The following is a 26,314-nucleotide window of genomic DNA, read 5'->3' on the forward strand; positions in this document are numbered from 1 at the left end:
AGTCCGCATCGCCATCCTCAACCGCTTCACCGCACTCGGCATTCCCGTCACGCAGCCCGTCGGCTGACTTCAGACGGGAAAGGGGAAATCTGATCTTCAAACGCTTCATGCAACAGCGCCCGTTCCCCGCAGTTCTCCAGCCGCTATTGATGTCAGCTTTGTACCGACATCAGAGCTCCGTTACGTATAGCTCGAAGGTCGGCTCAGGGCCGAACTTTTCAGATGATGCTAGAGATTGCTCGCTGCCGCGCCGACCGGCCCTTTCCTGCAAAGCCGCGATGAGCTCTACTCGATCTGCTTTCGTATTCGGGAGCCTCTGATGGCTTCTTCCCATCTCCCTGGCTCGCGGATTGACGCGGGGACGATAGTAGATCGTTGTCTCAGGCAATTACTGTAGTGCGGGGTACCGCCTGTAACGCTTCCAAACCACGTCAGCCTTGCTGCCGCAAAGGAAGAATTGTGGCCACTTGAGGAAGACTTCAGTGGCAATCGACAAACGGGAAAACTGGTCGGAGCGAGAGGATTCGAACCTCCGACCCCCTGCTCCCGAAGCAGGTGCGCTACCAGGCTGCGCTACGCTCCGACCGTGGAGGGGCAGTTAACGCGGTGCCGGCGCGAATGCAAGACCCGTCAACGGCGCAGGGGCCAAAATCTTTGCAGAACCGTTGATTTGGGGGTGGTGACAACCTCGGCGCGCAGGCGGGCGGTGGTGGCGGGGCGGTTGACGGAAACGCCCCTTCCCTCGCGCCAGACGATGTAGATGCCAGATCCAATGATGATCGCCACGCCGACCAGCGTGGCGGGATGGATCGCTTCGTCAAAGAGCAGCCAGCCATAGGCGGTGGCCCACAGGATCTGCGAATACTGCATGGGGGCCACGATGGCGGCCTCGCCGGCCCGATAGGCCATGATGACCAGAAAGCTGCCGATCAGCCCCAGCGCGGCGATAATCCCCGCCATGGCCAGATGCGGCAGCGCCATTGGCTGATATCCCAGCGACAGCGCCGCGCCTGCCGCGAAGAAGTTGCCCAGCATCGGCCACATCATCAGGACCAGCGGACGCTCGGTCCTGCCGAGGCGGCGGATGATGACGGCGCCCATCGCGCTGGCCGTCGCACCCGCCAAGGCCGCAGCATGGCCCAGCTGCAGGTCCTGCGCACCCGGCCGCAGCACGATCAGTACGCCCGAAAGGCCGACCACGACCGCGGCCCAGCGGTGCAGGCCTACCCGCTCGCCCAACAGGGGGATCGACAGGATGGTGATCAGCAGGGGCGTCGTAAACAGGATCGCGTAGACCTGGGTCAGCGGCAGGGTGGAAAAAGCAAAGAATGCCCCCATTCCGGCCACGACCGCGCAGCCGGTCCGCAGGACGACCCAGCCCATGCTGTTGGGCCGCAGCGATCCGGGCTGGGGATCGCGCATCAAAACCATCGACACCAGCGGGAACGACAGAAGCGACGCGAAGAACAGGATCTGCAGCGGCGGATAGACCCCACCCAGCGTCTTGATCACCACGTCATGCGTCGCATAGAGGCCCATCGCTGCCAACTGCAGCAGGGCCCCCTTGACGTTTCCCGTCAGCGCCAATCAGCTCTCCAATGCGGCGATGATCCGGTCGCCCATCTGCGAGGTGCTGACGGGGGTGCCGCCTTCTGGCCCCATCAGGTCGGCGGTGCGGACGCCGTCGGCCAGAACCTTCTCGACCGCGCGCTCCAGCGTCTCGGCGGCCTCACCCTCGTTGAAGCTGTAGCGCAGGGCCATCGCGAAGCTGAGAATGCAGGCGATGGGGTTTGCCTTGCCCTGCCCCGCGATGTCCGGCGCCGATCCGTGCACCGGCTCATACAGCGCCTTGGGCCGCCCGTTCGTCATCGGCGCGCCCAGCGATGCCGACGGCAGCATGCCCAGCGACCCCGTCAGCATCGCGGCAGCGTCCGAAAGGATGTCACCGAAAAGGTTGTCAGTGACGATCACGTCGAACTGGCGCGGCGCGCGGACCAACTGCATGGCGCCGTTGTCGGCATACATGTGCGACAGCTCGACGTCGGGGTATTCGTTGTCGTGGACCCACTGCACCTCCTCGCGCCAGAGGATGCCGGATTCCATGACGTTGGCCTTCTCCATCGAGCAGACCTTGTTGCCGCGCTTGCGCGCCAGTTCGAAGGCCGACCGGGCAACGCGGCGAATCTCTCCGCTGGTATAGCGCTGCGTGTTGATGCCGACGCGGCCGCCCTCGTTGTCGGGGTTGTTGTCGTCGGAATGGATGCCGCGCGGTTCGCCGAAATAGACGCCGCTGGTCAGTTCACGTACGATCAGGATGTCCAGCCCCGCCACGACCTCTCGTTTCAGGCTGCTGAAATCGGCCAGTGCGTCGAAGCACTGTGCAGGGCGCAGGTTTGCGAACAGGTCCATCTCCTTGCGCAGGCGCAGAAGGCCGCGCTCGGGTTTGACGCTGAAATCAAGAACGTCGTATTTCGGTCCACCGACCGCCCCCAGCAGCACCGCGTCCACGGCCTGGGCGCGGGCCATCGTCTCATCCGTCAGGGGTGTGCCGTGGGCGTCATAGGACGCCCCGCCGACGAGGCCATGGGCGACGTCGAAGGACATGCCGCGGTTGGCCTGGAACCAGTCGATGACCTTGACCACCTCGGCCATGACCTCGGGGCCGATCCCGTCGCCGGGCAGGATGAGAAGCGAATAAGCGTCGGACATGTACTCTCCTATGGCGCGGCGACGATCGGCTCCGGGTTAGACCGCACCTGCCACAGGGTCAAGCTTGGCGCCCTTTCCACCTGCAGACCAGCGTGCGCGGAATGGCACAGCTTGCAGCTGCATTGCACTTGCCGCAGCTTGACGGCGGGGAACGGAGGATCACATGCCACGTCTGTCGGCGGGACTGCTCAGCCTTGTGCTGGGCTACATGCTCAGTCAGTTCTATCGGGCGTTTCTGGCGGTGCTGTCGCCCGTGCTGCAGGAGCAGCTGGGGGCGACGCCCGGCGACCTGGCGCTGTCGTCGGGGCTGTGGTTCATCGCCTTCGCGGTCATGCAGCTGCCGGTGGGCGCGGCGCTGGACCGCCACGGGCCGCGCCTGACGGTGGCCTGCCTGCTGGCCTTGGGCGGCGGTGGCGGGGCGGCAACCTTCGCCCTGGCGACCGCGCCGTGGCACCTGCACCTGGCGATGACGCTTCTGGGCATCGGCTGTTCGCCGGCGCTGATGGGGCCCTATTACATCTTCGCGCGCGAATACCCCCCGGCAGCCTTCGGCACGCTGGCAGGGATGCTGGTGGGTTTCGGATCGCTCGGCAATATCCTGGGCGCGGCGCCGCTGGTGGGTACGATCGACGCGCTTGGCTGGCGCATGACGCTGTGGGCGCTGGCCGGGGTGACGCTGCTTGTGGCGGGCGCGGTCCTGGCATGGGTGCGCGATCCGGCGCGGCTGGGGCAGGACCATCCCGCAGGCTCGGTCGGGCAGATCCTGCGGCTGCGGGCGCTGTGGTTCATCCTGCCGCTGTTCGCGGTCAGCTACGCCGTCTCGGCCGCGATCCGCGGCCTCTGGGCCGCGCCGTGGCTGGCCGAGGTGCATGGCGCCGACACCCACCAGATCGGCCGCGTGACGCTGGCCATGGGGCTTGCGATGGTCGCGGGCAGCTTTGCCGTGGGCCCGGCGGCGCGGATGATCGGCAGCGTCAGGCGCGCCGTGCTGGTCTTCACCCTGATGATGATCGCTGTGATGTCGCTGTTGTGGCTGCGGCCCGCGCAGGGGATGGGAACGGCCACGGTCCTGCTGATGGTGCTGGGGTTCTTCGGAGCCAGCTATCCGCTGGTCATTGCGCACGGGCGGTCGTTCCTGCCGCCGCACCTCGTGGGCCGGGGGGTCACCTTCCTCAACATGTTCTCGATCGGCGGGGTCGGCGTGATGCAGTTCGCCTCTCGCCCGGTCTATCGCGCTGCCGAGGGTGCCTACCCTCCGGCGCAGGCCTTCGCTATGCTGTGGCTGTTCTTCCTGGTCCCGCTGGCGATCGGGTTCCTGCTGTATTTCCTGACGCCCGAGGCGGAGCATGACTGACACACCGCTGGTGGTGGCCCCCAACCTGAAACGGCGCCTGTCGGGCGTCACCGCAACGGTGGTGCGGCTGATCCCGGTGCAGGCGCGGATGATCGACATCGCCGCCACCGGCCCCGGCCTGCCGCCCGAGGTGCCGCACATCCCGCTGCGGCGCGCGGCCACACTGCCCCGCGACCGATGGCGCGTCTGGCACGCGCGTCGCAACACGGAGATGGCGCTTGGCCTGATCCTGCGCCGGGTGCTGCGTCGTCGTTACCGGCTGCTGTTCACCTCGGCCGCACAGCGCAGGCACACCGGCTTCACCCGCTGGCTGATCCGCCAGCAGGACGCGCTGGTCGCCACCTCGCCCCAGGCCGCCAGCTATCTGGAGCGTCCGGCGACCGTCATCCTGCACGGCGTCGATACCGACGTCTTCCGCCCCGCCCCCGACCGTGCAGCGCTGCGCCGCGATCTGGGGCTGGACCCCGATGCCGTTCTGATCGGCTGCTTCGGCCGGGTGCGCGCGCAGAAGGGCGTCGATCTGCTGGTCAACGCCGGCCTTGCCCTGCTGCGCGACCGCCCGCGCGTCCAGATCATCTTCACCGGCCGCATCACGGCCGACAATCGCGCCTTCGCCGACGACCTGCAGGCACGCATCCGCGCCGCCGGGCTGTCGGACCGCATCCGTTTCCTGGGCGAATTGCCCTGGGATCAGGTCGTGCGCCATTACCAGGCGCTGGACCTGTTCGCCGCCCCCGCCCGTTGGGAGGGGTTCGGCCTGACCCCCCTCGAAGCGATGGCCTGCGGCGTCCCCACCGTCGCCGCCCGCGTGGGCGCCTATGAGACCCTGATCCGCGACGGCGACACCGGCAGCCTGGTCCCCCGCGACGATGCGCCCGCCCTGACCGCCGCGCTGGCACGCTGGCTGGACGACGACGCGGCCCGCCGGGCGGCGGGACAGGCCGCCCGCGCCCATGTCGCCCAGAACCACGCCATCGAGGGCGAGGCCCGCGCCCTGGTCCGGGTTTATCGCGGCCTGCTGAGGCAGCCATGATCCCGCCGCGCCTGGCCTTCACCGCCGCGCGATTGACCCGGGACGAGGCGCGGCTCGCCGCCCTGTCGGTGCCGCAGGATGATCTGCTGGCCGATCTGCGGGACCGGCAGGTGGCGCTGGTCGGCAACGCCCGCGCGCTGGCGCAGGGCCAAGATGGCGCGCGCATCGACGCCGCTGACTTGGTGATCCGCATCAACCGCGCGCCCACCCCCGACCCCGTCAGCCACGGCAGCCGCACCGACTGGCTGGCGCTGGCGACGCGCCTTCCTGACGCCGACCGGGCGCGGCTGTCGCCCGACCGCATCCTGTGGATGTCGCCCAAGCGCAAGCGCCTGGACTGGCGGACCGCCAGCAGCCCCGGATTCTACCTGCACCCGCTGGCGGATTACCACGCGCTGAGGGACCGGCTGGCCGCACCGCCCACCACGGGGGCGATGATGATCGACCTGCTGCTGCGGTCGCCGCTGTCAGGACTGACGCTTTACGGCTTCGATTTCTTCGCCAGCCTGTCGCTGTCGGGCCGGCGCGGGGCCGCCGACGTGCCGCATGATTTTGCCGCCGAATCCGCCTGGGTCCAGGACCTGCTGCGCCGCGATCCGCGGCTGGTGCTGGTCCCGCCGGGGGCAAGACCCTTCCAATGACGCCACGTTTGCGGTAAACGCCCCGGACCGCAGAAAAAGGAGTTCCCCCGCGATGGGTTACAAAGTCGTCGTCGCCGGCGCCACTGGCAATGTGGGCCGCGAAATGCTGAACATCCTCGATGAACGCCAGTTCCCGATCGACGAGATCGCGGTGCTCGCCTCGCGCCGCTCGCAGGGGACCGAGGTCAGCTTCGGCGACAAGACCCTCAAGATCAGGGACATCGAACAGTTCGACTGGACCGGCTGGGACATGGCACTGTTCGCCATCGGGTCCGACGCGACCAAGATCCACGCGCCCAAGGCGGCGGCCGCTGGCTGCGTCGTGATCGACAACAGCTCGCTCTATCGCTACGACCCGCAGATCCCGCTGATCGTCCCCGAGGTGAACCCCGAGGCGATCCACGACTACAAGAACAAGAACATCATCGCGAACCCGAACTGCTCGACCGCGCAGATGGTCGTGGCGCTGAAACCGCTGCACGACCGTGCGCGCATCAAGCGCGTCGTGGTCAGCACCTATCAGTCGGTCAGCGGCGCCGGCAAGGAAGGCATGGACGAGCTGTGGGACCAGACCAAGGGCATGTATGTGCCGGGTCAGGAAAAGGAACCCAACAAGTTCCAGAAGCAGATCGCCTTCAACGTCATTCCCCAGATCGACGTCTTCATGGAAGACGGCTCGACCAAGGAGGAATGGAAGATGGTGGCCGAGACGAAGAAGATCGTCGACCCCTCGATCAAGGTCACCGCGACCTGCGTGCGCGTCCCTGTCTTCGTCGGCCATTCCGAGGCGATCAACATCGAGTTCGAGGATTTCCTGGACGAGGACGAGGCCCGCGACATCCTGCGCGAGGCCCCCGGCATCATGGTCGTCGACAAGCGCGAACCCGGCGGCTACACCACGCCCGTCGAATGCGTGGGCGACTTCGCGACCTTCATCAGCCGCATCCGCCAGGATTCGACCATCGAGAACGGCCTGAACCTGTGGTGCGTCAGCGACAACCTGCGCAAGGGCGCGGCGCTGAATGCGGTCCAGATTGCCGAGCTGCTGGGCAACAAGGTCCTGAAGAAGGGCTGATCATTGTTCGACTGGATCACCGGTCTTCTTCAGGGCGGCGGGGCTTGGGCCATCGCCGCCCTGATGCTGTTGGAAAACGTGTTCCCGCCCATCCCGTCGGAACTGATCATGCCGCTGGCAGGCTTCAACGCCGCGCAGGGCGGCACGCCGCTGTGGCTTGCTGTTCTGGCCGGAGGCGCGGGATCGACGGCCGGTGCATGGCTCTGGTATGCGTTGGGACGCGCCTACGGGGCGCAGCGGCTGCACCAGCTGGTCGCCCGCCGCGGACGTTGGCTGACCATGACTCCGTCCGAACTGACGCGCGCGCAGGGTTGGTTTGCCCGCCACGGTGGGGCGGCGGTGTTCTTCGGGCGGTTCCTGCCGACGATCCGCACCCTGATCTCGGTCCCGGCGGGACTGGCGCGGATGCCCATGGCGCGGTTCCTGGTCTATACTGCGGCAGGCAGCTTCATCTGGTCGGGCGGCCTGGCGCTGGCAGGGTGGCTGCTGCAGGCGCGGTATCACGACGTCAGCGACTGGCTGAACCCGGCCTCGACCGCCGTCGTCGTGGCGATCGTGGCCGTCTATCTGTGGCGCGTGATCCGCTGGCGGCCCGAAGCCTGATCAGATCTGCGTCCAGGACGCGCCGTCGTCCTCGGCCTGCAGCAGCGTGCCTTCGCTGATGTCGTGCAGCAGCCCGTGCAGCGACAGCTCTCCCCTCTCGACGGCGGCCTGCACGAAGGGGAAGGTCATCAGGTTGCGGATCGAAACCAGCACCGCCTCGCGCTCCAGCGCACTGACCTGCTGTTCGGAGGGCAGATCCTTCACCCGGTCGTAGCCCGGCCGCAGGATGTCCATCCAGCGCCCGACGAAGCTGGTCGTCTCCTCCAGTTCGGGTGCCGCGCCCGAGCACATGGCATGGCAACCGGCGACGCCGCCGCAGCGGGTGTGGCCCACCACGATCAGATGCGCCACCTTCAGCGCCGTCACCGCATATTCGACCGCAGCCGAGGTGCCGTGCTGCTGCCCGTCCGGCGCATAGGGCGGCACCAGGTTCGCGATGTTGCGATGGATGAAGAACTCGCCCGAATCGGCGCCGAAGATCCCGGTGACATGCACCCGGCTGTCGCAGCACGAGATGACCATCGCCCGGGGGCGCTGACCCTCGTTGGCCAGGCGGCGGTACCAGGCGGCGTTCTCGTTATAGGACGTGGCCCGCCAGCCTTGATAGCGCTTGATCAGGTATTGCGGCAAAGGGGACAGGTCTGACATCTGGAACCTCGCTTTCGTTTACGCCTGATAGGCCGAGTTTGAAACGAATTCGAGCCTTTTCGCTTTGCGCGATCAAGGCTTTCTTCATGGCTTCATCCGATGGTCGGCCGGTGCGGCGACAGGACCATACGGAGGTGCGGATGGCACAGATATCAGCTTTGGCCGTGCCCGAGGCGGTGCGCGTCGACAGCCGCCGGGTGGCAGAGATCATCGCCGAGTTGGGCGAGACCGCGGCGCAGCATGTCGTGGGCCTGGCGCTGGAACAACTGGCCGCGGCTCTGACGGCGGTCGATGCGGCCTTGCAGGCGGGCGATCTGGCGCAGGCGGTGGCGGATGCGGAACGGATCTCTCGGCTGGCATGGCAGATCGGGCTGCTGTCTCTGGCCGGCGTCGCCATGGACCTGGGCAGCACCGCCGAACGGGGCGACCAGGCCGCGATGTCTGCTATCCGTGCGCGACTGATGCGGGTCGGCAACCGCTCCCTGACCGCCATCTGGGACCGCACCGCCCTGGCCTGACCGACCGGGGTTGCAGGGCGCCGCACAGGCTGTAGGCTGGCGCCGATCTGCCAAGGACCCGCCATGACACCAGAATTCGCCCCCGCCTCCCACGCCGCCCTGCCGCTCTGGCTGGTGTGGTCCGGTGACGACATTCCCGCTCAGGCGGGCACTTGGCCCGAGGCCAGCGGCTTTGCGGCCAAGGCGGGCCAGATCTGCCTGCTGCCCGATGCGCATGGCGGTCTGGCCGGTGCGATCATGGGCCTGGGCGACTGCAGCCAGGCGTCGCGCGACCGTTTTCACCTGGCCCGGGCCCATGCGCTGCCCAAAGGCGACTGGCGGCTTGCCGCCCTGCCCGGGGGGCTCGATCCCGACCAACTGGCGCTTGGCTGGCTGCTGGGCCAGTACCGGTTCACCCGCTACAAGGGCAGCCCGTCGCAGGGGCCGCGCCTAGTCTGCCCCGACGGCGTCGATGCCGACCGGCTGGTGGCCATCGCCGCGGCCGAATTCCTCACCCGCGACCTGATCAACACCCCGGCCAGTGACTTAGGGCCGGACAAGCTCGAATCCGCCGCCCGCGCGCTGGCCGACGACATTGGTGCGCGGGTTGAGGTGATCTGCGGCACGGCGCTGCTGGAGCAGAACTTCCCCATGATCCACGTGGTCGGCCGCGCCGCCACCGCAGAGCCGCGGCTGATCGACATCCGCCTGGGCGAGGATGGTCCGATGCTGACCATCGTCGGCAAGGGCGTATGCTTCGACACCGGCGGGCTGAACCTGAAACCTGGCACGTCGATGGGGCTGATGAAGAAGGACATGGGCGGTGCCGCGACGGCGCTCGGCCTTCTGAAGATGCTGGCGGGAACCGGAGCCGCCGATGGCCTGCGCCTGCGGGTCCTGATCCCCGCCGTCGAAAACAGCGTCGCCGGGAACGCCTTCCGCCCCGGCGACGTGCTGACCAGCCGCAACGGGCTGTCGGTCGAGGTCAACAACACCGACGCCGAAGGGCGGCTGGTGCTGGCCGATGCCCTGACCTACGCGGCCGAGGAAAACCCTGACCTGATGATATCCTTGGCGACGCTGACGGGGGCGGCGCGGGTGGCGCTTGGCCCCGATGTGCCGCCCTTCTACTGCGACGACGACAGGACGGCCACGGCGCTGCAGCAGGCCGGGGCGCAGGTGGGCGACCCAATCTGGCGAATGCCCTTCTGGGACCCGTACGAGCCGATGATCGAACCCGCCATTGCCGATCTGGACAACGCGCCCTCGGGTGGCATGGCGGGGTCGATCACCGCCGCCCTGTTCCTGCGCCGCTTCGCCGAAGGCGCCGGGCAGTATGCGCATTTCGACATCTACGGCTGGCAACCCGCCGCCGCGCCCGGACGGCCCAAGGGCGGCGTCGGCCAGGGCGCCCGCGCCATCCTGGCCGCGCTGCCGCAGATCCTGGGGTGATCATGGACCGCCGCCTGACACCCGCCACCGACCGCGTCGCGCTGGGGAGCCTGCGCGGCACCCTGGACCGTCCGACCTATGTTCCCGGCCAACCCGCCCGCCTGGCCGTGCCACTGGCCGACCTGCTGAACGGCCCCAGGGGCCGCCGCGACCGGCAAGTGAACTTCGGCGCCGACCTGACCGTGATCGAGCGTCGGGGCGACATGGCCTTCGTGCAGGCCGCGCTTGACGGCTATTGCGGCTGGCTGCCGGTCGCCGCGCTGTCGTTCGACCTGGCCGCCGTCACGCACCGGGTGACGGCCCCGGCGACTCATGTCTATCCGGCCGCCGACATGAAGCGCCCCGAGATCATGTCCCTCTCCATCGGCGCCCGGCTGTCGGTCACCGGCCTCGCCGAAGGCTTCGCGACCCTCGCCACCGGCGGCTTCGTTCCTGCGCAGCATGTGGGCGACGGCCCCGCGGCCGATCCCGCCGCCGTCGCCGAAAGCCTCATCGGCACGCCTTACCTATGGGGCGGCAACAGCCGCGCGGGCATCGACTGCTCGGGTCTGGTGCAGGCGGCACTGAATGCCTGCGACATTGCCTGCCCCGGCGATAGCGACCTGCAGCGCAAAGCCTTTCCCGAAGTGCAGACGCTTCGGCGCGGTGACCTGCTGTTCTGGCCGGGTCATGTCGCCATGGCGCTGTCCGACGACCTGATGATCCACGCCACCGCCTGGACCATGTCGGTCACGCGAGAGCCGATCGCAGATGCCGTCGCCCGCATCGACGCCGCAGGCGACGGACCCTTCCTGGGCATCCGCCGCCCGATCGGCGTTACCTAGAGGTTGAACACCCGCTCGGGCTGGACCATGCCGCCCTGATAGCGCCCGATGCAGACGGGTCCCGTGGCGTCGGACACCCAGACCAGTTCGCCCCATTCGGCGCCGGTGGTCACTTCGCCCGGATTGCCGTTGCGGATACGGGTCGCGCCTTCCGGCGTCGCGCGCAACATCGGCAGGTCTGCCAGGCCGGTCTCCAGCGGCAGGACCTGAGTGTCCAGCCACTCCCGCGCCTCGCGGTCGACACGGTCGAAGGCGACGCCGTTCTCGGCCTCGAACGGTCCCGACCAGGTGCGCCGCAGATGCGCCACGTGGCCCAGGCAGCCCAGCTTGCGCCCCAAGTCGCGGGCGATGGACCGAACATAGCCGCCCTTGCCGCAGACCATCTCCAGCCGTGCGCTGTCCTGACCGGCGTTCAGCAGAACCAGGCTTTCCACCCAAAGGGGCCGGGCCGCCAGCTCCATCTCGACGCCTTCGCGCGCCAGGTCATAGGCCCGCTCACCCTCGACCTTGACGGCCGAGAAGGCGGGCGGCACCTGCATGATATCGCCGGTGAAATTGGCCAGCGCCGCCTCGACCTCGGCGGCGGTCGGGCGGGCATCGGACTGTCGCACGACTTGGCCCGAGGCATCGTCGGTGGTCGTCTCGGCGCCCCAGTTCACTGTGAAGTCATAGCACTTCAGCGCATCCGTCACGATGGGGACGGTCTTTGTCGCCTCGCCCAGGGCCACGGCCAGAACGCCGGTCGCATCGGGGTCCAGCGTGCCCGCATGACCAGCCTTCTTGGCGTCCAGCGCCCACCGGACCTTGGCCACCACCGCGGTCGAATTGACCCCGGCCGGCTTGTCCACGATCAGCCAGCCGCTGATGTCCCGGCCCTTCTTGCGCGCCATGCGTCCCTCCTGCGAAACAGGCGCCGGGGCATAGCGCCGGCGCCTTGCGGGGTCAACCGGCCTCGCCCACCAGCCCGATGATCGGCCCCAGGCTGCGGCCGAAATCGGCCCGGTTCACTCCCGGCGCATAGAGCCGAGAAATCGAGCCGTCGAAGTAAAGCGCGTCCCTGACGCCCAGCCCATCACGGAACAGCCGACCAAATTCATGAAACGTCACCGGCCGGTCCGAGATGGCAAACCATGCCGTCTGCCCGTCCGGCGACACCCCGACGCCGTTGCGGATATAGCGGCTGTCGCTGTCAGGCAGGAAGCGCGGGTGCAGTTCGCCGTCGATGACCAGCATCGGGCCGGACTGCGTGGCCAGCCGGCAATCCGGACGACCCTCGGCAAAGCCGAGCGTCTCGATTACCTGGAACGGAACTTCGCCGCCGGTGCAGAAGACACCGTTCGGCAGCATCCCGAAGTTGTCATTACTGCCCCCGGTGACGATGGGCGACAGTTCCTGCCCGTCGACGACCAGCAGGCCCACGGGGCGGTAATCGGGGTGGAACATTCCGGCGTTCATGGCGAATGCCAGCGCCTCACCATCCGCCAGCGTCCGGCGAACATTGCTGAAATTGCGCAGTGGCGCGCCGTCGGCCCCATCCTGCCAAAGGCGCAGCGCGGGTTCCTGCGCGGCGGGCACCTCGCAGAGGACATAGCCTTGGCCGTCATGGCTCATCCGCTCGCAGGTCGCCGCGCCGGCGGGAAGCGCCAGAGAGACCAGCGCGCCCACAGCCACGGCCAACCGCGACAGATCAAAGCTCATCGTCGTCCTCGTCAGCGGCCTCGACGTCGCGGCGCACGCGTTCGTCGGCGAACAGCCGGCGGGTATCGTCTAGGCGGTCGAAGGTTTCGTCCAGCTGGAACTTGAGCGCGGGGGCGTATTTCAGCGTCATCCCCTTGGTGACCAGGTGCCGCAGCTCGGGCGCATTGCGGCGCAGGGCGGCCAGCGCCTCGTCGGCGTTCTGGCCGAACAGCGGCAGCACATAGGCGGTCGCCACCTTGAGGTCGGACGCCATGACGACCTCTCCCACGGTAATGGAATGCCGGTTCAGGTCCGGGTCGTGCACGTCCCCGCGCGCAAGCACGTCGGACAGGGTGCGGCGGATCAGTTCGCCCACCCGCAGCTGACGCTGCGACGGACCTCTGCCTTGGGAATTTCGGTTCTGTGCCATGATCCCCGATGTAGGGGGTCGCGGGCGACGCCGCAACGGGATATGACGCGGGCAAACCCAGCGGAGGCGCCAGATGAGCGATTTGCAGAACACCGATCAGCCGCAGCGTCCGGGCGTGGTCGTCACCGGCGCCTCGGGGCGGATGGGGCAGATGCTGATCCGGCTGATCCTGGACAGCCCGGACCTGCGGCTGGTGGGCGCGCTGGAACGCGCGGGCCACGACTGGATCGGCCGGGACATCGGCACCGCGATGGGCGGCGCCCCGGCAGGTGTGGCGGTCAGCGACGACGCGGTGACGGCCATCGCCCAGGCGCAGGCGGTGATCGACTTCACCGCCCCTGCAGCGACCGTGGCCTTCGCCGAACTGACCGCGCAGGCCCGCGCCGTCCACGTCATCGGCACCACCGGGTTCGAGGCGGAACATCTGGCCGCGCTGAAAGCGGCTGCGCGCCATGCGCCGATCATCCGGGCGGGCAATATGTCGCTTGGGGTGAACCTTCTGGTCGGCCTGACCCGCAAGGTCGCCGCCGCGCTTGGCACGGACTGGGACATCGAGGTGGTGGAAAGCCATCACCGCCACAAGGTCGATGCGCCGTCCGGCACCGCGTTGATGCTGGGCGAGGCCGCGGCCAGCGGCCGTGGCGCCAAGCTGGCGGATCTGCGCACGCCCGCCCGCGAAGGCATCACCGGCGCGCGTGAACCCGGCAGCATCGGCTTTGCTGCCATCCGCGGCGGAGACGTGGTGGGCGAACACGACGTCATCTTCGCGACCGAGGGCGAACGCATCGTCCTGCGCCACCTGGCGACCGATCGCGCGATCTTTGCCCGCGGCGCGATCCGCGCCGCGATCTGGGGACAGGACAAGGGGCCGGGCGAATACGACATGCACGACGTGTTGGCCCTTTAGTCCGCCCGCGGCCGGACCCGTCAAGGCTGGATCGAGCAGCAGCCGGAGAGCAGCCGCGGTTCCCCACCGCCCAACACCAGCAGCGCCTGCAGACCGTACAACCGGTCCGACATCCCGTCAGAGCAGACCTGCGGCATCGCCGTCAGCGTCATGTCGCCCGCGACGACCGCACGGGTCGGATCGCGGAAGATGCCGGTCGACAGGGTCTTGGCGTCATGGACCGCATCGGCCTCTTCGGGCCTCGACAGCGCGGCCTTGCCCTGATCGACGGATAGGCTCCAGAACGGTTCAGTCCCGAAGCAACGGAAGGACGATGGCAGCGCTCCGTCCTCCCACACGTCGGTGCGATAGTTAAGGTAGCGCGACGATACCCAGCCGGACTGTTCGGCGGTGTTGACGCGCGCCCAGCCGCGGCGCTCCTCGACCACCTCGATACGGGTCGCGTCGGGGGCCAGCGTGCCGATGATCGGGGCGTCGGCCGACGGTTCGGTGCGGATGTTCAGCACGTCGTCGGCGGCGACGCCGGCCACGTCGAACAGCGTGGGCAGGATGTATTCCTGTGTGGCGGCGGCCGGTCCGGCCAGGGCAAGGGTAAGGGCGACAGCAATGCGCAGCATGGAATCCTCGTTGGTTGTGGTCATCCTAATGCGCCGCCGGGCGATCCGCATGCAACGGTTTCGCGACCTGTTCCCCCCGGCGCGCCAAGCCGCTAGAACACCGCCATGAGCACACGCGTGATCGCCGACGAAGCCCTGACCGCCGCCTTGGCGCGGATGCTGGCCGCCGACCTTTCGCCGGGCCGGACAGTGCTGCTGGACGGGCCGGTCGGGGCAGGCAAGACCCATTTCGCCCGCGCCTTCATCCGCGCCCGCCAAGGCGATCTGGCCGAGGACGTGCCCAGCCCGACCTTCACCCTGGTGCAGACCTATGACGACCCGATGGGAACCGAGATCTGGCACGCCGACCTCTATCGGCTGACCGACCCGTCGGAACTGTCCGAGCTGGGTCTTGACGACGCCATGGCGGACGCCATCTGCCTGATCGAATGGCCCGACCGGCTGGCGGCCCTGCCGCCGGGCGTGCTGACCGTGGCGCTCAGCCCCCTGCCGGACCCCGACCTGCGCCAAGTCGTCCTGGACTTTCCGGGTGCGCCGCGGCTGGCGCAGCGCGCCGCTTTCGTCGCCACCGCCGGTTGGGCCGGGGCGCGGGTGACGCAGCTGGCGGGCGATGCCTCGGCCAGACGCTATTTCCGGCTGGAGCGTGACGGTGAAACCGCCGTCCTGATGGACGATCCGGGCGACAGCATGGGCGCGTTCCTGGCCATGACCCGCTGGCTGACCGACCGCGGCTTCGGCGCCCCCGCCGTCCTGGCCGAGGATGCCGGCCAGGGCCTTGCGCTGGTCCAGGACCTGGGCCGCGACCTGCTGGCCTCGGTGCTGCGGGACGACCCGGCGCTGGCGCCCACAGCCTATGACCGGATCGTGGACCTGCTGGCGGACCTGCACCGCCACCCGGTGCCCGGCTTCATCCCGGCACTGGACGGACCGGCGCTGGCCGAGCAGGTCGGCCTCTTCGCGCTCTATCCCCAGGCCTTGGGGATCGAGGCGCCCCGGATCGGCCCCATCGTCGCGCGGCTTCATGCGGAATGGGCCGCCGACCTGCCGCCCGTGACCGCGCTGCGCGATTTCCATGCCGAGAACCTGATCTGGCGCGGCCCGGCGCCGCTTGGCCTGATCGACTATCAGGACGCGGTGACGGCACATCCGGCCTATGACCTCGTCTCGGCGCTGCAGGACGCCCGGCGGGACGTGGGCCCGGCGATCGAGGAACAGGCGATCGGGCGATACCTGTCGATCACCGGCCTCGATCCGGACCGGTTCCGCGCCGCCTATGCGCTGCTGGGGGCGCAGCGGAACCTGCGCATCATGGGCATCTTCACGCGCCTGGCCCTGCGGGACCGAAAACCCCGCTATCTGGACCTGATGCCGCGGGTCTGGGGCCATGTGCAGGCCGACCTGGCCCATCCCGCGCTGGCCCCCCTGGTTCACGCGCTGCGCGACGTTCCCGCCCCCGACGACCACATCCGCGAAAGGATCCGTGCCGCATGCCGCCCCTGATGATTTTCGCCGCGGGGCTTGGCACCCGGATGCGTCCGCTGACGAACGACCGCCCGAAGCCCCTCATCAAGGTCGCGGGCCGCACACTGCTGGATCGCGCCCTAAATCTGGGCCGGACCGCCGGGGCCGCCCCCATCGTGGTCAACACCCACTACCTGGGCGCCCAGGTCGAGCGGCACCTGGACGGGCAGGACGTCGCCATCAGCCGAGAGGCGGGCCAGATCCTCGATACCGGCGGCGGGCTGCGTCGGGCGCTGCCCCTGCTGGGGGACGGGCCGGTCATGACGCTGAACCCTGACGTTGTCTGGACGGGGCCGAACGTGCTGGCCCGGCTTGCCGCGGCCTGGGACGACCAGATGGACGCCCTTCTGGCGGTGGTCCCGCTGGAACGGGCAACGGCCCGCCAGGGTGCCGGCGATCTCAGCCTGGACGGTGATGGCCGGCTGACCCGCCGAGGCGATTTCGTCTACGCCGGCGCGCAGATCATTCGCCCGGACCGGCTGGCCGAGATCCCCGAGGACGTGTTTTCGCTGAACCGCCTTTGGGACCTGCTGATCGAGGAGGGGCGCGCCTTCGGCATGGTCCATGACGGCGGATGGTGCGACGTCGGCTATCCGGACGCCATCCCCCTGGCCGAGGCGCTGCTGGGTGGCTGAGATGCGCGGCCTTTATGCCCTGCCACCCGGCGTGGATTTCGCGGCCTGTTTCGTGCACGGCCTGCTGGAGCGGATGAAGGACCAGCCGCCCGAGGCGCTGGCCCGCGTGACGGTGCTGGTCAACGCAGCATCCACGCGCGGTGCACTGTTCAAGGCATTCGACAAGGCCGGTCCGCTTCTGCTGCCGCAGATCAGATCGATCACCGGCGTCGATCCGGGACCGCTGGTCATGCCTGATCCGCCAGAGGCGCCCTTGGCGCGGCGGCTGCAGCTGGCCCGTCTGATCGCGCAGATGCTGCAGCTGCGGCCGGATCTGGCGGCGGGACATTCGATCCCGGTGCTGGCGCAGTCGCTGTCGCAGCTGATGGTCGAGATGCAGACCGAGGGCCGGGACCTCGCCGCGCTCGAGGGGATCGACACGGGCGACCATGCGCGCCATTGGCAGAATGCGCTGGCCTTCCTGAAGATTGCGGCCGATTTTCATCTGGCGGACTCCTCTCAAGACCGCGCCGCCCGCCAGCGCGCCGCGGCCGAACTGGCCATGCGCGACTGGCCGCAGGGGATCGACCTGCCGCAGGGGCCGGTGATCGTTGCGGGTTCGACCGGGTCGCACGGCGCAACGCGGCTTTACATGGAGGCGGTGGCGGCGCTGCCGAACGGGGCCGTGGTGCTGCCCGGCTTCGACTTCGACCAGCCGCAAGAGGTGTGGGACCGGCTGGACGAAGCCGCGGACGACCATCCACAGGCGCGCTTCGCGCCGCTGATCCGCAAGGCGGGATACCCGCAGCGCTGGACCGACGCGCGTCCGGCCTCAGAGGATCGCAACCGGCTGGTGTCGCTGGCCCTGCGCCCTGCCCCCGTCACCGACCAGTGGATCGCCGAGGGGCCGGCGCTGCCAGACCTGATCGCGCCCACCGACGGGCTGACCCTGATCGAGGCCGACCAGCCGGGGCAAGAGGCCGAGACCATCGCGCTGATCATGCGCGACGCCGCCGAGAAGGGCGAGCTGATCACCCTGATCGCCGCCGACAGCGGCCTGATCCGGCGCGTCACCGCCGCACTGGACCGCTGGCACATCCGCCCCGACGACAGCTCGGGCCAGCCCCTGCCCCTGACCGCGTCGGGCCTGTTCCTGCGCCAGGTCGCCGCCCTCTTTGGCGAGGCGCTGACCATCGACCGGCTGATCATCCTCCTCAAGCATCCGATGACGGCCACGGGGTCCGAGGCGATCGGCCGCAACGACATTCTTCGCCAGACCCGCGAACTGGAACTGAAGCTGCGCAACCAAGGCCCGGCCTTTCCGGATGCCGAGACGCTGGCGGACTGGGCCACGAAGGGCGACGCCACGCGCAAGATCTGGGCAAACTGGCTCTGCGACATGCTCAGGCGCATCACGCCACTGGCACAGGACCGCGCCCCGCGCCCCCTGGCCGACCGCCTGGCCGACCTGTTCGCCCTGGCCGAGGCGCTGGCCGCCGGTCCCGACGGCGATGTGGCGCGATCACAGCTTTGGCAGGGAAAATCAGGCCAGATGTCATGCGCCATTCTGGATCATCTGGCCGAGCATGCCCATCTGGGCCCCGACATCGGGCCGAATGACTTCTGCGCGCTGCTGATCACCGAACTTCAGGCCAAGGCCGTGCGCGAGGATGTGACCGGCCATCAGTGCCTGCGCATCCGCGGCCCGCGCGAGGCGCGACTTTACGGCCACGGCCACGTGATCCTGTCGGGGCTGAACGAAGGCGGCTGGCCGCAGGCGCTGTCGCCTGACCCGTGGCTGTCGCGGCAGATGCGGCTGGCGGCGGGGCTGCCGGTCCCTGAACGCCAGATCGGGCTGGCGGCGCACGACTTCCAGCAAGGCATCGCCGCCGGGCGGGTGATCCTGACGCGCGCCAGGCGCGACGCCGAGGCCGAGACGATCCCGTCCCGCTGGCTGAACAGGCTGATGAACCTGATGGGCGGGTTGCCCGACCGGAACGGCCCGCAGGCGCTGGCTGCGATGCGGGCGCGGGGCAACGACTGGCTGGCCTTGGCCGAGGCCGTGGCGCGTCCGCCCGCGCAGACGGCCCCGGCGCGCAGGCCGTCCCCCGTCCCGCCGGCCCCGGCCTTCGACGAACTGCCGGTGACCGACGTCTCGCTGCTGATCCGCGACCCCTATGCCGTCTATGCCAAGCGGGTGCTGAAGCTGCGGTCCCTTCCCAGCCTGCGACCGCAGCCCGATGCCGCGCTGCGCGGCCAGACCCTGCACGCCATCGTCGAGGCGCTGCTGAAATCGCGCCCCGCCCCCGACACGCCGCCAGAGGTACTGCGCACGACCTTCCTGTCGCTGACGGCGCAGGTGCTGCAGGCCGAAGTGGCTTGGCCCGCCGCCCGCGCCTTCTGGCAGGCCCGGATCGAGGGCATCGCCGACCGCATCGTGGCCGACGAACTGGCCCGCCTGGCAGAGGGCAGCCCGATGGTGATCGAGAACCGGGGGCGGGTGTCCGTCACGGGCCTAAACGTCACCCTGACCGCCAAGCCCGACCGGATCGACCTGCTGCATGACGGGCGCGTGGTCGTCTATGACTACAAGTCCGGCACCCCGCCGACCGACGCGCAGATCCGGCATTTTGACAAGCAGCTGATGCTGGAGGCGGCGATGGCCCGGCGCGGCGGCTTCGACGCGCTTGGTCCCGTGGACATCGCGGCGATCCGCTATATCCAGTTGGGCGGAGAGGGCGCGACCCACCAGCGCGCCCATGACGAGGCGGTCGAAGGCCAGACCTGGGACGGCTTCGTGGCGCTGATGGAGGCCTATCTGCGGGGCGGGGCGGGCTTCACCTCGATGCGTGCGCCGGAGCGGACATCCTATTCGGGCGACTACGATCACCTGGCGCGCTATGGAGAATGGTCGCTGACCGATGCCGCCAGTCCGGAAAAGGTGGGCGATCATGGATGAGGCGACGCTGAACCAGATCGCGGCGGCCGACCCGCGGCGGTCCACCTGGCTGACCGCCAATGCGGGGTCGGGCAAGACGCGGGTGCTGACCGACAGGGTGGCGCGGCTGCTGCTGGCCGGCACGCCGCCCGAACGCATCCTGTGCCTGACCTATACGAAGGCCGCCGCGACCGAGATGCAGAACCGCCTGCTCAAGCGCCTGGGTCAGTGGGCGATGCTGCCGGAACCGCAGCTGCGCGCCGAGCTGGCCGAGTTGGGCGAGGACGGAGAGCCCGACCTGCCCCAGGCCCGGCGCCTGTTCGCCCGCGCCATCGAGACGCCCGGCGGGCTGAAGGTGCAGACGATCCACAGCTTCTGCGCGGCGCTTCTGCGGCGCTTTCCGCTGGAGGCCGGCGTGCCGATGGGCTTTGCCGAGCTGGACGACCGCAGCGCCAAGGCGATGCGGGCCGAGATCCTCGAGGACATGGCCGCCGAGGGCCATCCCGCCATCCGCGACCTGACGCGCCTGCATTCCGGCGACAACATCGACAGCTTCCTTGCCAGCCTGTCCGAGGCCGACTTCGCCGCCGAACCAGACCCCGCGGCCATCTGGGCGGCGCTTGACCTGCCCCCCGGCCTGACCGCCGACAGCCTTCTGGCGCAGGTCTTCCTGGGGTCCGAGGGCGATCTGGTCGACGCGCTTCTGCCCCTGCTGCGGGCCGGCAAGTCCACCGACGCCAAGCTGGCCGACCAGCTGGCCCGCTGCCGGATGCGCGACCCCGGCATGGGCGAGCTGTGGACGCTCTGCGGCTGCCTGCTCTATGGGGCCAAGGCGGCGCAACCCTTCGGCGCCAAGATCGGCAAGATCCCCACGAAGGATCTGGCCGGCGGCCCCTGCGCGCCCTTCATGGACGACCTCAACGCGCTGATGGAGCGGGTGGAGCTGGCCCGCCCGCAGGCGCTGGCCCTTGCGGCGGCGGAAAAGACGCTGGCGCTGCACCGCTTCGGCCATGCCTTCACCACGCGGATGGCGCGGGAAAAGGCCGCGCATGGCTGGCTGGACTTCGACGACCTGATCCGCCGCACCGCGCAGCTGCTCGAGGAATCCAGCATGGCGCAATGGGTGCTGTGGCGGCTGGACGGAGGCATCGACCACATTCTGGTCGACGAGGCGCAGGACACCAGCCCGGAACAATGGCGCGTCATCCGCCGCCTGACCGGCGAATTCACCAGCGGCGCGGGCGCACATGACCGGCCCCGCACGTTGTTCGTGGTGGGCGACCCCAAGCAGTCGATCTATTCCTTCCAGGGCGCCGACATCGCCGTCTTCGAGGAGATGCGCGATCGCTTCGACCAGGATTTCCAGGCGGTGCAGCAGCCGATGCAGCGGCGCGGGCTGGCGCACAGCTTCCGGTCCTCGCCCGCGATCCTGCAGCTGGTCGATGCGGTCTTCCAGGACCGGGCGGCCGAAGGCCTAGGCGACCCGCCGCGCCACGTGGCTTTCCGCCATGCCCTGCCCGGCCGCGTCGACATCTGGCCGACCTTGCCAGAACCCGACGCGCCCGAGCGTCCGGACTGGACGCAGCCGGTCGATGCGCCGGCTGAAAACGACGCGCGCACCGAACTGGCCCGCGCCGTCGCCCGACAGATCGACGCCATGCTGGGCACGCCGATCATGGACGCGCGCACCGGCCAGACGCGACCCATTGGGCCGGGCGACATCCAGATCCTGGTCCAGCGGCGCAGCGACCTGTTCGACGCACTGATCGGAGAACTGAAGTCGGCGGGCCTGCCCGTGGCCGGCGCCGATCGGCTGAAGCTGGCCGCCGAACTGGCGGTGCGCGACATCACCGCGACGCTGGCGGTCCTGTCGACCCCCGAGGATGACCTGTGCCTGGCCGCCGCACTGCGTTCGCCGCTGTTCGGCCTGGCCGAGGATGACCTCTATCGCCTGGCGGCAGGGCGCAGGCGGGGCGAATACCTTTGGGCGCGGCTGCGCCAGTCGCACCATCGCCGTACCTGGGATGTTCTGGACGATCTGGCCGACCACGCCGATTTCGTTCGGCCCTATGATCTGATCGCGCGGTTGCTGACCCGCCACGGCGGGCGTGCCGCCCTGCTGGCCCGGCTTGGTCCCGAGGCCGAGGACGGCATCGACGAACTGCTGTCGCAGGCGTTGGCCTATGAACAGGTCGAGACACCGTCGCTGACAGGTTTCCTGGTCTGGCTGCAGGGCGATGACGTTCAGGTCAAGCGGCAGCTGCCCGGCGGGTCGGGCGGGCTGATCCGGGTGATGACCGTGCACGGGTCCAAGGGTCTGGAAAGCCCCGTGGTGATCCTGCCCGAGACGCAGAAGCGCCGCCCGGCGAGCGGCCAGCGGCAGGTGCGGCTGGACGGCATGCCCGCCTGGCGCGGCGCGGCGGCAGAGCGCTGCGATGCGGTCGCCCTGGCCGTCGCCGACTGGGACCGCCGGCAAGAGGAGGAACGCCGCCGCCTGCTCTATGTGGCGATGACGCGGGCGGAAAGCTGGCTGATCGTCGCCTCGGCCGGCGATACCGGAGAGGCGCTGGACAGCTGGCACGGGATGATCGCCGACGGTACGGGGCGGACGGACCTCGTGCGCCACGACCTGCCGCTGCAGGAACTGTCGCCGGCATTGGGGACCGGCCTGCGCCTGTCCTTCGGCGACTGGCCGAAGGCGGCAGTGTCCGAACCGGCGCCGGCCGCCCCCCTGCGCCAGCCGCCGGACTGGGCGCTGCGCCTGCCGCCCCCTGCGCCCGACTATCTGACGCCGATCACGGCGACGGGGCTGGGCGGGGCGAAGGTGCTTCCCTCGGCCAGCGAGGGCGACCGCGAGGCCGCCATGCTGCGCGGCACCCGCCTGCACCTGCTGCTGGAACATCTGCCCGTTTATTCGCCCGGCGACTGGCCGTCCGTCGGTCGCGCCCTTCTGGCCGGGGCCGAGGGCGGCCTGCCTGACGGCCCGGAGCTGGCCGAGCTGCTGGAGGAGGCCCGCCAGATCCTGACCGCGCCCGCCCTGGCTGATGTCCTGCAGCCGCCCGAGGGCGCGCAGGTCCTGTCCGAAGTCGCGCTGACCGCGCCCCTGCCCGGCCTGGGGACCCTCAACGGGGTGATCGACCGCCTGATCGTCACCGCGGCGGCGGTAACGGCGGTGGACTACAAGACCAACACCGACGTGCCGCCATCGCCCGAGGACGTGCCCTTGGGCATCCTGCGCCAGATGGCCGCCTATCGCGCGGCCTTGCGGGCCATCTGGCCCGGCCGGGACGTGCGAGTGTCGGTGCTGTGGACCGCCAGCCGCAGCGTGATGCCGCTGCCAGACCCGCTGCTGGACCGGACCATGGCGGCGCTTCTGCCGGGGGCCGCGCCCCTTGACCATGCGCCTGCGGGTCCATAGCTGTAACCTCACCCCGTTGCCGGTCCCGCCGGCCCATCATCGAAGGAGCCCCGCATGGCCACCGTGCATGTGAACGACGCCGATTTCGACGCCGAAGTGCGTCAGTCCGCCACCCCCGTGATCGTCGATTTCTGGGCCGAATGGTGCGGACCCTGCAAGCAGATCGGCCCCGCGCTGGAAGAGCTGTCGGACGAATATGCCGGCAAGCTGAAGATCGTGAAGGTGAACGTCGACGAGAACCCCGAACAGGCGGCGGCGCTTGGCGTCCGGGGCATTCCCGCGCTCTTCATGTTCAAGGGCGGAGAGGTCGTGTCGAACCGCATGGGCGCCGCCCCCAAGGCCGCCTTGAAAAGCTGGATTGACGAATCCGTCTGATCGCCTGACAGATCGACAGGGCGGCGGTCTTACACGGGCCAGCCGCCCTTTCTCATGGCCGCCAGCAGGCGGTCGTCGGCGTCCGGCGCCATCATGTCCAGGCTGGTGCGGCGCAGGAACCAGTCGAGGAACTGTTCGACCGGCGGGGCATGGTCCGGCGCGCGGTCCAGGGCCGCCTCGGCGCCCAGGTCGGCTGCGTTCAGCGCGACGTGGTGATAATCGCTCTGCCCGAAGAGCACGACCGGCTTTCCAAGGATCAGGCCGTCGAAGCCGACCGCGCTGTTCTGGGTGACGACGAAGGCGCAGTCGCGCAGCCGCGCCATCGTGTCGCCACCGATGGTCAGGTTCGGATGCGCGCGGGCCAAGGCCTCCAGCGCTGCCCGGTCTTCGGCATCATAGGTCTCTTTCGGATGCAGCGTGACGATACAGGGACGCCCGGTGCGCGCGGCGGCCGCGACCATCGCGACAGGACTGGCGCTCTGGAAACTGCGCTGGCGGCGGATATGGCCCTGCAGCGGGATCAGGACGTGATCGCCCCGGACGGGCTGGACCCCCGGCAGAACCCGTGTCCGCAACCGTTCGGCAAAGCGCCGCGCGGCCCCGACCTCGATCCGTTCGGGTTCGAAGGCGGTCAGCGCGATGGGCCATCGCCAGCGTTCGGCCACGGATTCCAGGCGCCAATAGGGATAGTGATAGGCCAGCCGGAAGGTCAGCGCCCGGTCATGCGTGGGACGTTCCATGTTGAAGAGCGCATAGCCAGGCCGCGTCGGGGCCTTTGCCCGGGCACCCTGGCCCGAGGGATGGACCTCGACCCGCCAGTCGCGGCTTTCCAGCAGGTGGCGAAGGCGGTTCAGAAAACCCAGCCTGCCAGCCCATGCGGTCTGCAGGATCGGCGGGTGAAGATAGACGCTCAGCAGCGGATCGGCGCTCATCCACGGGACGCTAGGGCGCCGCGGCGGGCTTTTCAACGGGTTGCACAGCGGTGAAGGCGCCCATATCTGCTGGCGGAACGAAGAAAGACGGAGCCTTTCATGGCAGAGGACAAATTTCCCGGCTGGCACGGCACGACCATCCTGGCGGTTCGTCGCGGCGGCAAGATCGTCGTCGCGGGCGACGGCCAGGTCAGCGTCGGGCAGACCGTGATGAAGGGAACGGCGCGCAAGGTGCGTCGCCTGTCGCCGGGGGGGCGCGACGTCGTCGTGGGCTTTGCCGGATCGACCGCCGACGCTTTCACCCTGCTGGAGCGGCTGGAGAAGAAGCTCGAGGCCGCGCCGGGCCAGTTGCAGCGCGCCTGCGTCGATCTGGCCAAGGACTGGCGCACCGACAAGTATCTGCGCAACCTGGAGGCCATGCTGATCGTCACCGACGGCACCGACCTGCTGGTGGTGACCGGGGCGGGCGACGTTCTGGAGCCCGAACATGACGTGGCCGCCATTGGATCAGGCGGCAACTTCGCGCTCGCAGCGGCGCGGGGCCTGCTGGAAAGCGACCTGGACGCCGAGGCGATCGCCCGCAAGGCGATGGCGATCGCGGCGGATATCTGTGTCTATACCAACGGCCGCCTGACCGTCGAGGCCATCGGCTGAGCTGCCCCATATCCGTCCAAGACAATGGGGGCGGCCGCCGCCCCGACCGGAGAGAACCATGAGTGATCTGACCCCCCGCGAGATCGTGTCCGAACTGGACCGCTTCATCATCGGGCAAAGCGGTGCCAAGCGTGCGGTGGCCGTTGCCCTGCGCAACCGTTGGCGCCGCAAGCAACTGGGCGATGACCTGCGCGACGAGGTCTATCCCAAGAACATCCTGATGATCGGCCCGACCGGCGTCGGCAAGACCGAGATCAGCCGCCGGCTGGCAAAGTTGGCGAATGCACCCTTCATCAAGGTCGAGGCCACCAAGTTCACCGAAGTCGGCTATGTCGGTCGCGACGTGGAACAGATCATCCGCGACCTGACGGATGCGGCCATGACCGACACCCGAGAGCGGATGCGCGAAGAGGTAAAGGCCCGCGCCCACAAGGCGGCCGAGGAACGGGTGATTGAGGCCCTGGCGGGCAAGGATGCCCGCGACGGCACCCGCCAAATGTTCCGCGACAAGCTGAAGCGTGGAGAGTTGGACGACACGGTGATCGAGCTTGAGGTCCAGGACAATTCGAACCCGCTCGGCGGGATCGAGATGCCGGGCCAGCCGGGGCAGCAGTTGGGCGGGATGATGGACCTGTCGGGGCTGATGAAGGCCTTCGGCGGTCGGCGCGTGCGCCGCAAGGTGACTGTCGCCGAAAGCTATGATCTGCTGATCAGCGAAGAGGCAGACAAGCTTCTGGACGACGAGACGATCAAGGCGGCCGCGCTGGAATCGGTGCAGGAGAACGGCATCGTCTTCATCGACGAGATTGACAAGGTCTGCGCCCGCACCGATGCGCGGGGCGGCGACGTCAGCCGCGAGGGCGTGCAGCGCGACCTGCTGCCGCTGATCGAGGGCACGACCGTCAGCACCAAGTATGGCGCTGTGCGAACCGATCATATCCTGTTCATCGCCTCGGGCGCGTTCCATGTGGCTAAGCCATCTGACCTTCTGCCCGAACTTCAGGGCCGACTGCCGATCCGGGTCGAGCTGCGTGCGCTGAGCGAGGAGGACTTCGTCCGCATCCTGACCGAGACGGACAATGCCCTGACGCGGCAATACACCGCCCTGATGGCGACCGAGGGCGTCGAGGTCGAGTTCACCGACGACGGCATCCGGGCGCTGGCGCGCATCGCGGCCGAGGTGAACGCCTCGGTCGAGAACATCGGCGCCCGGCGGCTCTATACCGTGATCGAGCGGGTCTTTGAAGAGCTCTCCTTCACCGCCCCCGACCGCAGCGGCGACAGGGTCGGCGTCGATGCGGCCTTCGTCGAGACGCACCTGGGCGATCTGGCGCGGTCGACCGACCTGTCGCGCTACGTGCTCTGACGGAACCGGCGTCCGAGCAAGCGTGTTCG

The 26,314-nt window shown here is 69.0% G+C and carries 24 protein-coding genes and 1 tRNA gene; 16 read left to right on the forward strand and 9 right to left on the reverse strand.

What is annotated here, in order from left to right; genetic code table 11:
* Positions 1–506 precede the first annotated feature (506 nt).
* The 3 genes from OC184_RS02085 to leuB form a co-directional block, all read right to left on the reverse strand.
* Positions 507–583, reverse strand: a tRNA-Pro gene (locus OC184_RS02085).
* A 47-nt stretch (positions 584–630) separates the two neighbouring features.
* Positions 631–1,581, reverse strand: coding sequence for a DMT family transporter (locus OC184_RS02090; RefSeq protein WP_265505663.1), 951 nt, complete (start codon positions 1,579–1,581; stop codon positions 631–633).
* Positions 1,582–1,587: 6 nt separating this feature from the next.
* Positions 1,588–2,709, reverse strand: coding sequence for a 3-isopropylmalate dehydrogenase (gene leuB, locus OC184_RS02095; RefSeq protein WP_265505531.1), 1,122 nt, complete (start codon positions 2,707–2,709; stop codon positions 1,588–1,590).
* 172 nt (positions 2,710–2,881) lie between these two features.
* Between leuB and OC184_RS02100 the strand changes: the two genes are divergently transcribed.
* The 5 genes from OC184_RS02100 to OC184_RS02120 are packed head-to-tail and all read left to right on the forward strand — an operon-like array spanning position 2,882 to position 7,415.
* Positions 2,882–4,063 carry an MFS transporter gene (locus OC184_RS02100; protein WP_378926881.1) on the forward strand — a complete coding sequence of 394 codons (1,182 nt, stop codon included), beginning with the start codon at positions 2,882–2,884 and terminating at the stop codon, positions 4,061–4,063.
* Positions 4,056–5,096, forward strand: coding sequence for a glycosyltransferase family 4 protein (locus OC184_RS02105; protein WP_265505533.1), 1,041 nt, complete (start codon positions 4,056–4,058; stop codon positions 5,094–5,096). Before OC184_RS02100 ends, OC184_RS02105 begins: the two co-directional genes overlap by 8 nt.
* Positions 5,093–5,737, forward strand: a complete 645-nt coding sequence (locus tag OC184_RS02110; protein WP_265505534.1) for a glycosyltransferase family 29 protein — start codon at positions 5,093–5,095, stop codon at positions 5,735–5,737. Before OC184_RS02105 ends, OC184_RS02110 begins: the two co-directional genes overlap by 4 nt.
* A gap of 52 nt (positions 5,738–5,789) precedes the next feature.
* Positions 5,790–6,812 carry an aspartate-semialdehyde dehydrogenase gene (locus OC184_RS02115; protein WP_265505535.1) on the forward strand — a complete coding sequence of 341 codons (1,023 nt, stop codon included), beginning with the start codon at positions 5,790–5,792 and terminating at the stop codon, positions 6,810–6,812.
* Between the two features lie 3 nt (positions 6,813–6,815).
* Positions 6,816–7,415, forward strand: coding sequence for a DedA family protein (locus tag OC184_RS02120; protein WP_265505536.1), 600 nt, complete (start codon positions 6,816–6,818; stop codon positions 7,413–7,415).
* Here the strand turns inward: OC184_RS02120 and OC184_RS02125 are convergent, their stop codons facing one another.
* Complete coding sequence (locus tag OC184_RS02125) at positions 7,416–8,063, reverse strand: carbonic anhydrase (RefSeq protein ID WP_265505537.1); 648 nt, start codon at positions 8,061–8,063, stop codon at positions 7,416–7,418.
* Between the two features lie 140 nt (positions 8,064–8,203).
* On the opposite strand from OC184_RS02125, the gene OC184_RS02130 reads away from it, so the two are divergent.
* From OC184_RS02130 to OC184_RS02140, 3 genes are all read left to right on the forward strand, one after another.
* Positions 8,204–8,581, forward strand: coding sequence for a hypothetical protein (locus tag OC184_RS02130; RefSeq protein WP_265505538.1), 378 nt, complete (start codon positions 8,204–8,206; stop codon positions 8,579–8,581).
* Between the two features lie 63 nt (positions 8,582–8,644).
* Positions 8,645–10,012, forward strand: coding sequence for a leucyl aminopeptidase family protein (locus tag OC184_RS02135; protein ID WP_265505539.1), 1,368 nt, complete (start codon positions 8,645–8,647; stop codon positions 10,010–10,012).
* 2 nt (positions 10,013–10,014) lie between these two features.
* Entirely contained in the window at positions 10,015–10,836 is an 822-nt protein-coding gene (locus OC184_RS02140; protein WP_265505540.1) for a C40 family peptidase, read from the forward strand.
* Here the strand turns inward: OC184_RS02140 and truB are convergent.
* The 3 genes from truB to rbfA are packed head-to-tail and all read right to left on the reverse strand — an operon-like array spanning position 10,833 to position 12,943.
* On the reverse strand, positions 10,833–11,726 hold the full coding sequence (truB, locus tag OC184_RS02145) for a tRNA pseudouridine(55) synthase TruB (protein ID WP_265505541.1): 894 nt from the start codon (positions 11,724–11,726) through the stop codon (positions 10,833–10,835). The genes OC184_RS02140 and truB overlap by 4 nt on opposite strands.
* A gap of 52 nt (positions 11,727–11,778) precedes the next feature.
* Positions 11,779–12,534, reverse strand: coding sequence for a phosphodiester glycosidase family protein (locus tag OC184_RS02150; protein WP_265505542.1), 756 nt, complete (start codon positions 12,532–12,534; stop codon positions 11,779–11,781).
* The gene (rbfA, locus tag OC184_RS02155; RefSeq protein ID WP_265505543.1) at positions 12,524–12,943 is read right to left on the reverse strand and encodes a 30S ribosome-binding factor RbfA; all 420 of its coding nucleotides are present in this window, start codon (positions 12,941–12,943) and stop codon (positions 12,524–12,526) included. Before rbfA ends, OC184_RS02150 begins: the two co-directional genes overlap by 11 nt.
* A 73-nt stretch (positions 12,944–13,016) precedes the next feature.
* On the opposite strand from rbfA, the gene dapB reads away from it, so the two are divergent.
* Positions 13,017–13,850: a 4-hydroxy-tetrahydrodipicolinate reductase gene (gene dapB / locus OC184_RS02160; RefSeq protein WP_265505544.1), complete on the forward strand. Its 834-nt coding sequence runs from the start codon at positions 13,017–13,019 to the stop codon at positions 13,848–13,850.
* Positions 13,851–13,870: 20 nt separating this feature from the next.
* Here dapB and OC184_RS02165 read toward each other — a convergent pair whose 3' ends face one another.
* Complete coding sequence (locus OC184_RS02165) at positions 13,871–14,467, reverse strand: COG3650 family protein (protein WP_265505545.1); 597 nt, start codon at positions 14,465–14,467, stop codon at positions 13,871–13,873.
* 105 nt (positions 14,468–14,572) lie between these two features.
* On the opposite strand from OC184_RS02165, the gene tsaE reads away from it, so the two are divergent.
* From tsaE to trxA, 5 genes are read left to right on the forward strand one after another with little or no spacing between them, the layout of a single operon-like run.
* Positions 14,573–15,967 carry a tRNA (adenosine(37)-N6)-threonylcarbamoyltransferase complex ATPase subunit type 1 TsaE gene (gene tsaE, locus OC184_RS02170; RefSeq protein ID WP_265505546.1) on the forward strand — a complete coding sequence of 465 codons (1,395 nt, stop codon included), beginning with the start codon at positions 14,573–14,575 and terminating at the stop codon, positions 15,965–15,967.
* Complete coding sequence (locus tag OC184_RS02175) at positions 15,955–16,623, forward strand: nucleotidyltransferase family protein (RefSeq protein ID WP_265505547.1); 669 nt, start codon at positions 15,955–15,957, stop codon at positions 16,621–16,623. The genes tsaE and OC184_RS02175 overlap by 13 nt, the downstream gene beginning before the upstream one ends.
* A gap of 1 nt (position 16,624) precedes the next feature.
* The gene (gene addB, locus OC184_RS02180; protein WP_265505664.1) at positions 16,625–19,561 is read left to right on the forward strand and encodes a double-strand break repair protein AddB; all 2,937 of its coding nucleotides are present in this window, start codon (positions 16,625–16,627) and stop codon (positions 19,559–19,561) included.
* Positions 19,554–22,958, forward strand: coding sequence for a double-strand break repair helicase AddA (gene addA, locus OC184_RS02185; RefSeq protein ID WP_265505548.1), 3,405 nt, complete (start codon positions 19,554–19,556; stop codon positions 22,956–22,958). The genes addB and addA overlap by 8 nt, the downstream gene beginning before the upstream one ends.
* Positions 22,959–23,012: 54 nt before the next feature.
* The gene (gene trxA / locus OC184_RS02190) at positions 23,013–23,333 is read left to right on the forward strand and encodes a thioredoxin (protein ID WP_265505549.1); all 321 of its coding nucleotides are present in this window, start codon (positions 23,013–23,015) and stop codon (positions 23,331–23,333) included.
* A gap of 29 nt (positions 23,334–23,362) precedes the next feature.
* Here the strand turns inward: trxA and OC184_RS02195 are convergent, their stop codons facing one another.
* Positions 23,363–24,265, reverse strand: a complete 903-nt coding sequence (locus OC184_RS02195; protein ID WP_265505550.1) for a capsular polysaccharide export protein, LipB/KpsS family — start codon at positions 24,263–24,265, stop codon at positions 23,363–23,365.
* Between the two features lie 99 nt (positions 24,266–24,364).
* On the opposite strand from OC184_RS02195, the gene hslV reads away from it, so the two are divergent.
* Entirely contained in the window at positions 24,365–24,919 is a 555-nt protein-coding gene (hslV, locus tag OC184_RS02200; protein ID WP_265505551.1) for an ATP-dependent protease subunit HslV, read from the forward strand.
* A gap of 58 nt (positions 24,920–24,977) precedes the next feature.
* On the forward strand, positions 24,978–26,285 hold the full coding sequence (gene hslU / locus OC184_RS02205) for an ATP-dependent protease ATPase subunit HslU (protein WP_265505552.1): 1,308 nt from the start codon (positions 24,978–24,980) through the stop codon (positions 26,283–26,285).
* Positions 26,286–26,314 lie beyond the last annotated feature (29 nt).

Source organism: Paracoccus rhizosphaerae (assembly GCF_026162645.1).
GTDB lineage: Bacteria > Pseudomonadota > Alphaproteobacteria > Rhodobacterales > Rhodobacteraceae > Paracoccus > Paracoccus rhizosphaerae.

Coding starts and splice junctions, on each gene's coding strand:
- leuB (WP_265505531.1), bottom strand. CDS start 2,709: ATGTCCGACGCTTATTCGCTTCTCATCCTGCCCGGCGACGGGATCGGC.
- OC184_RS02105 (WP_265505533.1), top strand. CDS start 4,056: ATGACTGACACACCGCTGGTGGTGGCCCCCAACCTGAAACGGCGCCTG.
- OC184_RS02110 (WP_265505534.1), top strand. CDS start 5,093: ATGATCCCGCCGCGCCTGGCCTTCACCGCCGCGCGATTGACCCGGGAC.
- OC184_RS02115 (WP_265505535.1), top strand. CDS start 5,790: ATGGGTTACAAAGTCGTCGTCGCCGGCGCCACTGGCAATGTGGGCCGC.
- OC184_RS02125 (WP_265505537.1), bottom strand. CDS start 8,063: ATGTCAGACCTGTCCCCTTTGCCGCAATACCTGATCAAGCGCTATCAA.
- OC184_RS02130 (WP_265505538.1), top strand. CDS start 8,204: ATGGCACAGATATCAGCTTTGGCCGTGCCCGAGGCGGTGCGCGTCGAC.
- OC184_RS02135 (WP_265505539.1), top strand. CDS start 8,645: ATGACACCAGAATTCGCCCCCGCCTCCCACGCCGCCCTGCCGCTCTGG.
- OC184_RS02140 (WP_265505540.1), top strand. CDS start 10,015: ATGGACCGCCGCCTGACACCCGCCACCGACCGCGTCGCGCTGGGGAGC.
- truB (WP_265505541.1), bottom strand. CDS start 11,726: ATGGCGCGCAAGAAGGGCCGGGACATCAGCGGCTGGCTGATCGTGGAC.
- OC184_RS02150 (WP_265505542.1), bottom strand. CDS start 12,534: ATGAGCTTTGATCTGTCGCGGTTGGCCGTGGCTGTGGGCGCGCTGGTC.
- rbfA (WP_265505543.1), bottom strand. CDS start 12,943: ATGGCACAGAACCGAAATTCCCAAGGCAGAGGTCCGTCGCAGCGTCAG.
- dapB (WP_265505544.1), top strand. CDS start 13,017: ATGAGCGATTTGCAGAACACCGATCAGCCGCAGCGTCCGGGCGTGGTC.
- OC184_RS02165 (WP_265505545.1), bottom strand. CDS start 14,467: ATGCTGCGCATTGCTGTCGCCCTTACCCTTGCCCTGGCCGGACCGGCC.
- tsaE (WP_265505546.1), top strand. CDS start 14,573: ATGAGCACACGCGTGATCGCCGACGAAGCCCTGACCGCCGCCTTGGCG.
- OC184_RS02175 (WP_265505547.1), top strand. CDS start 15,955: ATGCCGCCCCTGATGATTTTCGCCGCGGGGCTTGGCACCCGGATGCGT.
- addB (WP_265505664.1), top strand. CDS start 16,625: ATGCGCGGCCTTTATGCCCTGCCACCCGGCGTGGATTTCGCGGCCTGT.
- addA (WP_265505548.1), top strand. CDS start 19,554: ATGGATGAGGCGACGCTGAACCAGATCGCGGCGGCCGACCCGCGGCGG.
- trxA (WP_265505549.1), top strand. CDS start 23,013: ATGGCCACCGTGCATGTGAACGACGCCGATTTCGACGCCGAAGTGCGT.
- OC184_RS02195 (WP_265505550.1), bottom strand. CDS start 24,265: ATGAGCGCCGATCCGCTGCTGAGCGTCTATCTTCACCCGCCGATCCTG.
- hslV (WP_265505551.1), top strand. CDS start 24,365: ATGGCAGAGGACAAATTTCCCGGCTGGCACGGCACGACCATCCTGGCG.
- hslU (WP_265505552.1), top strand. CDS start 24,978: ATGAGTGATCTGACCCCCCGCGAGATCGTGTCCGAACTGGACCGCTTC.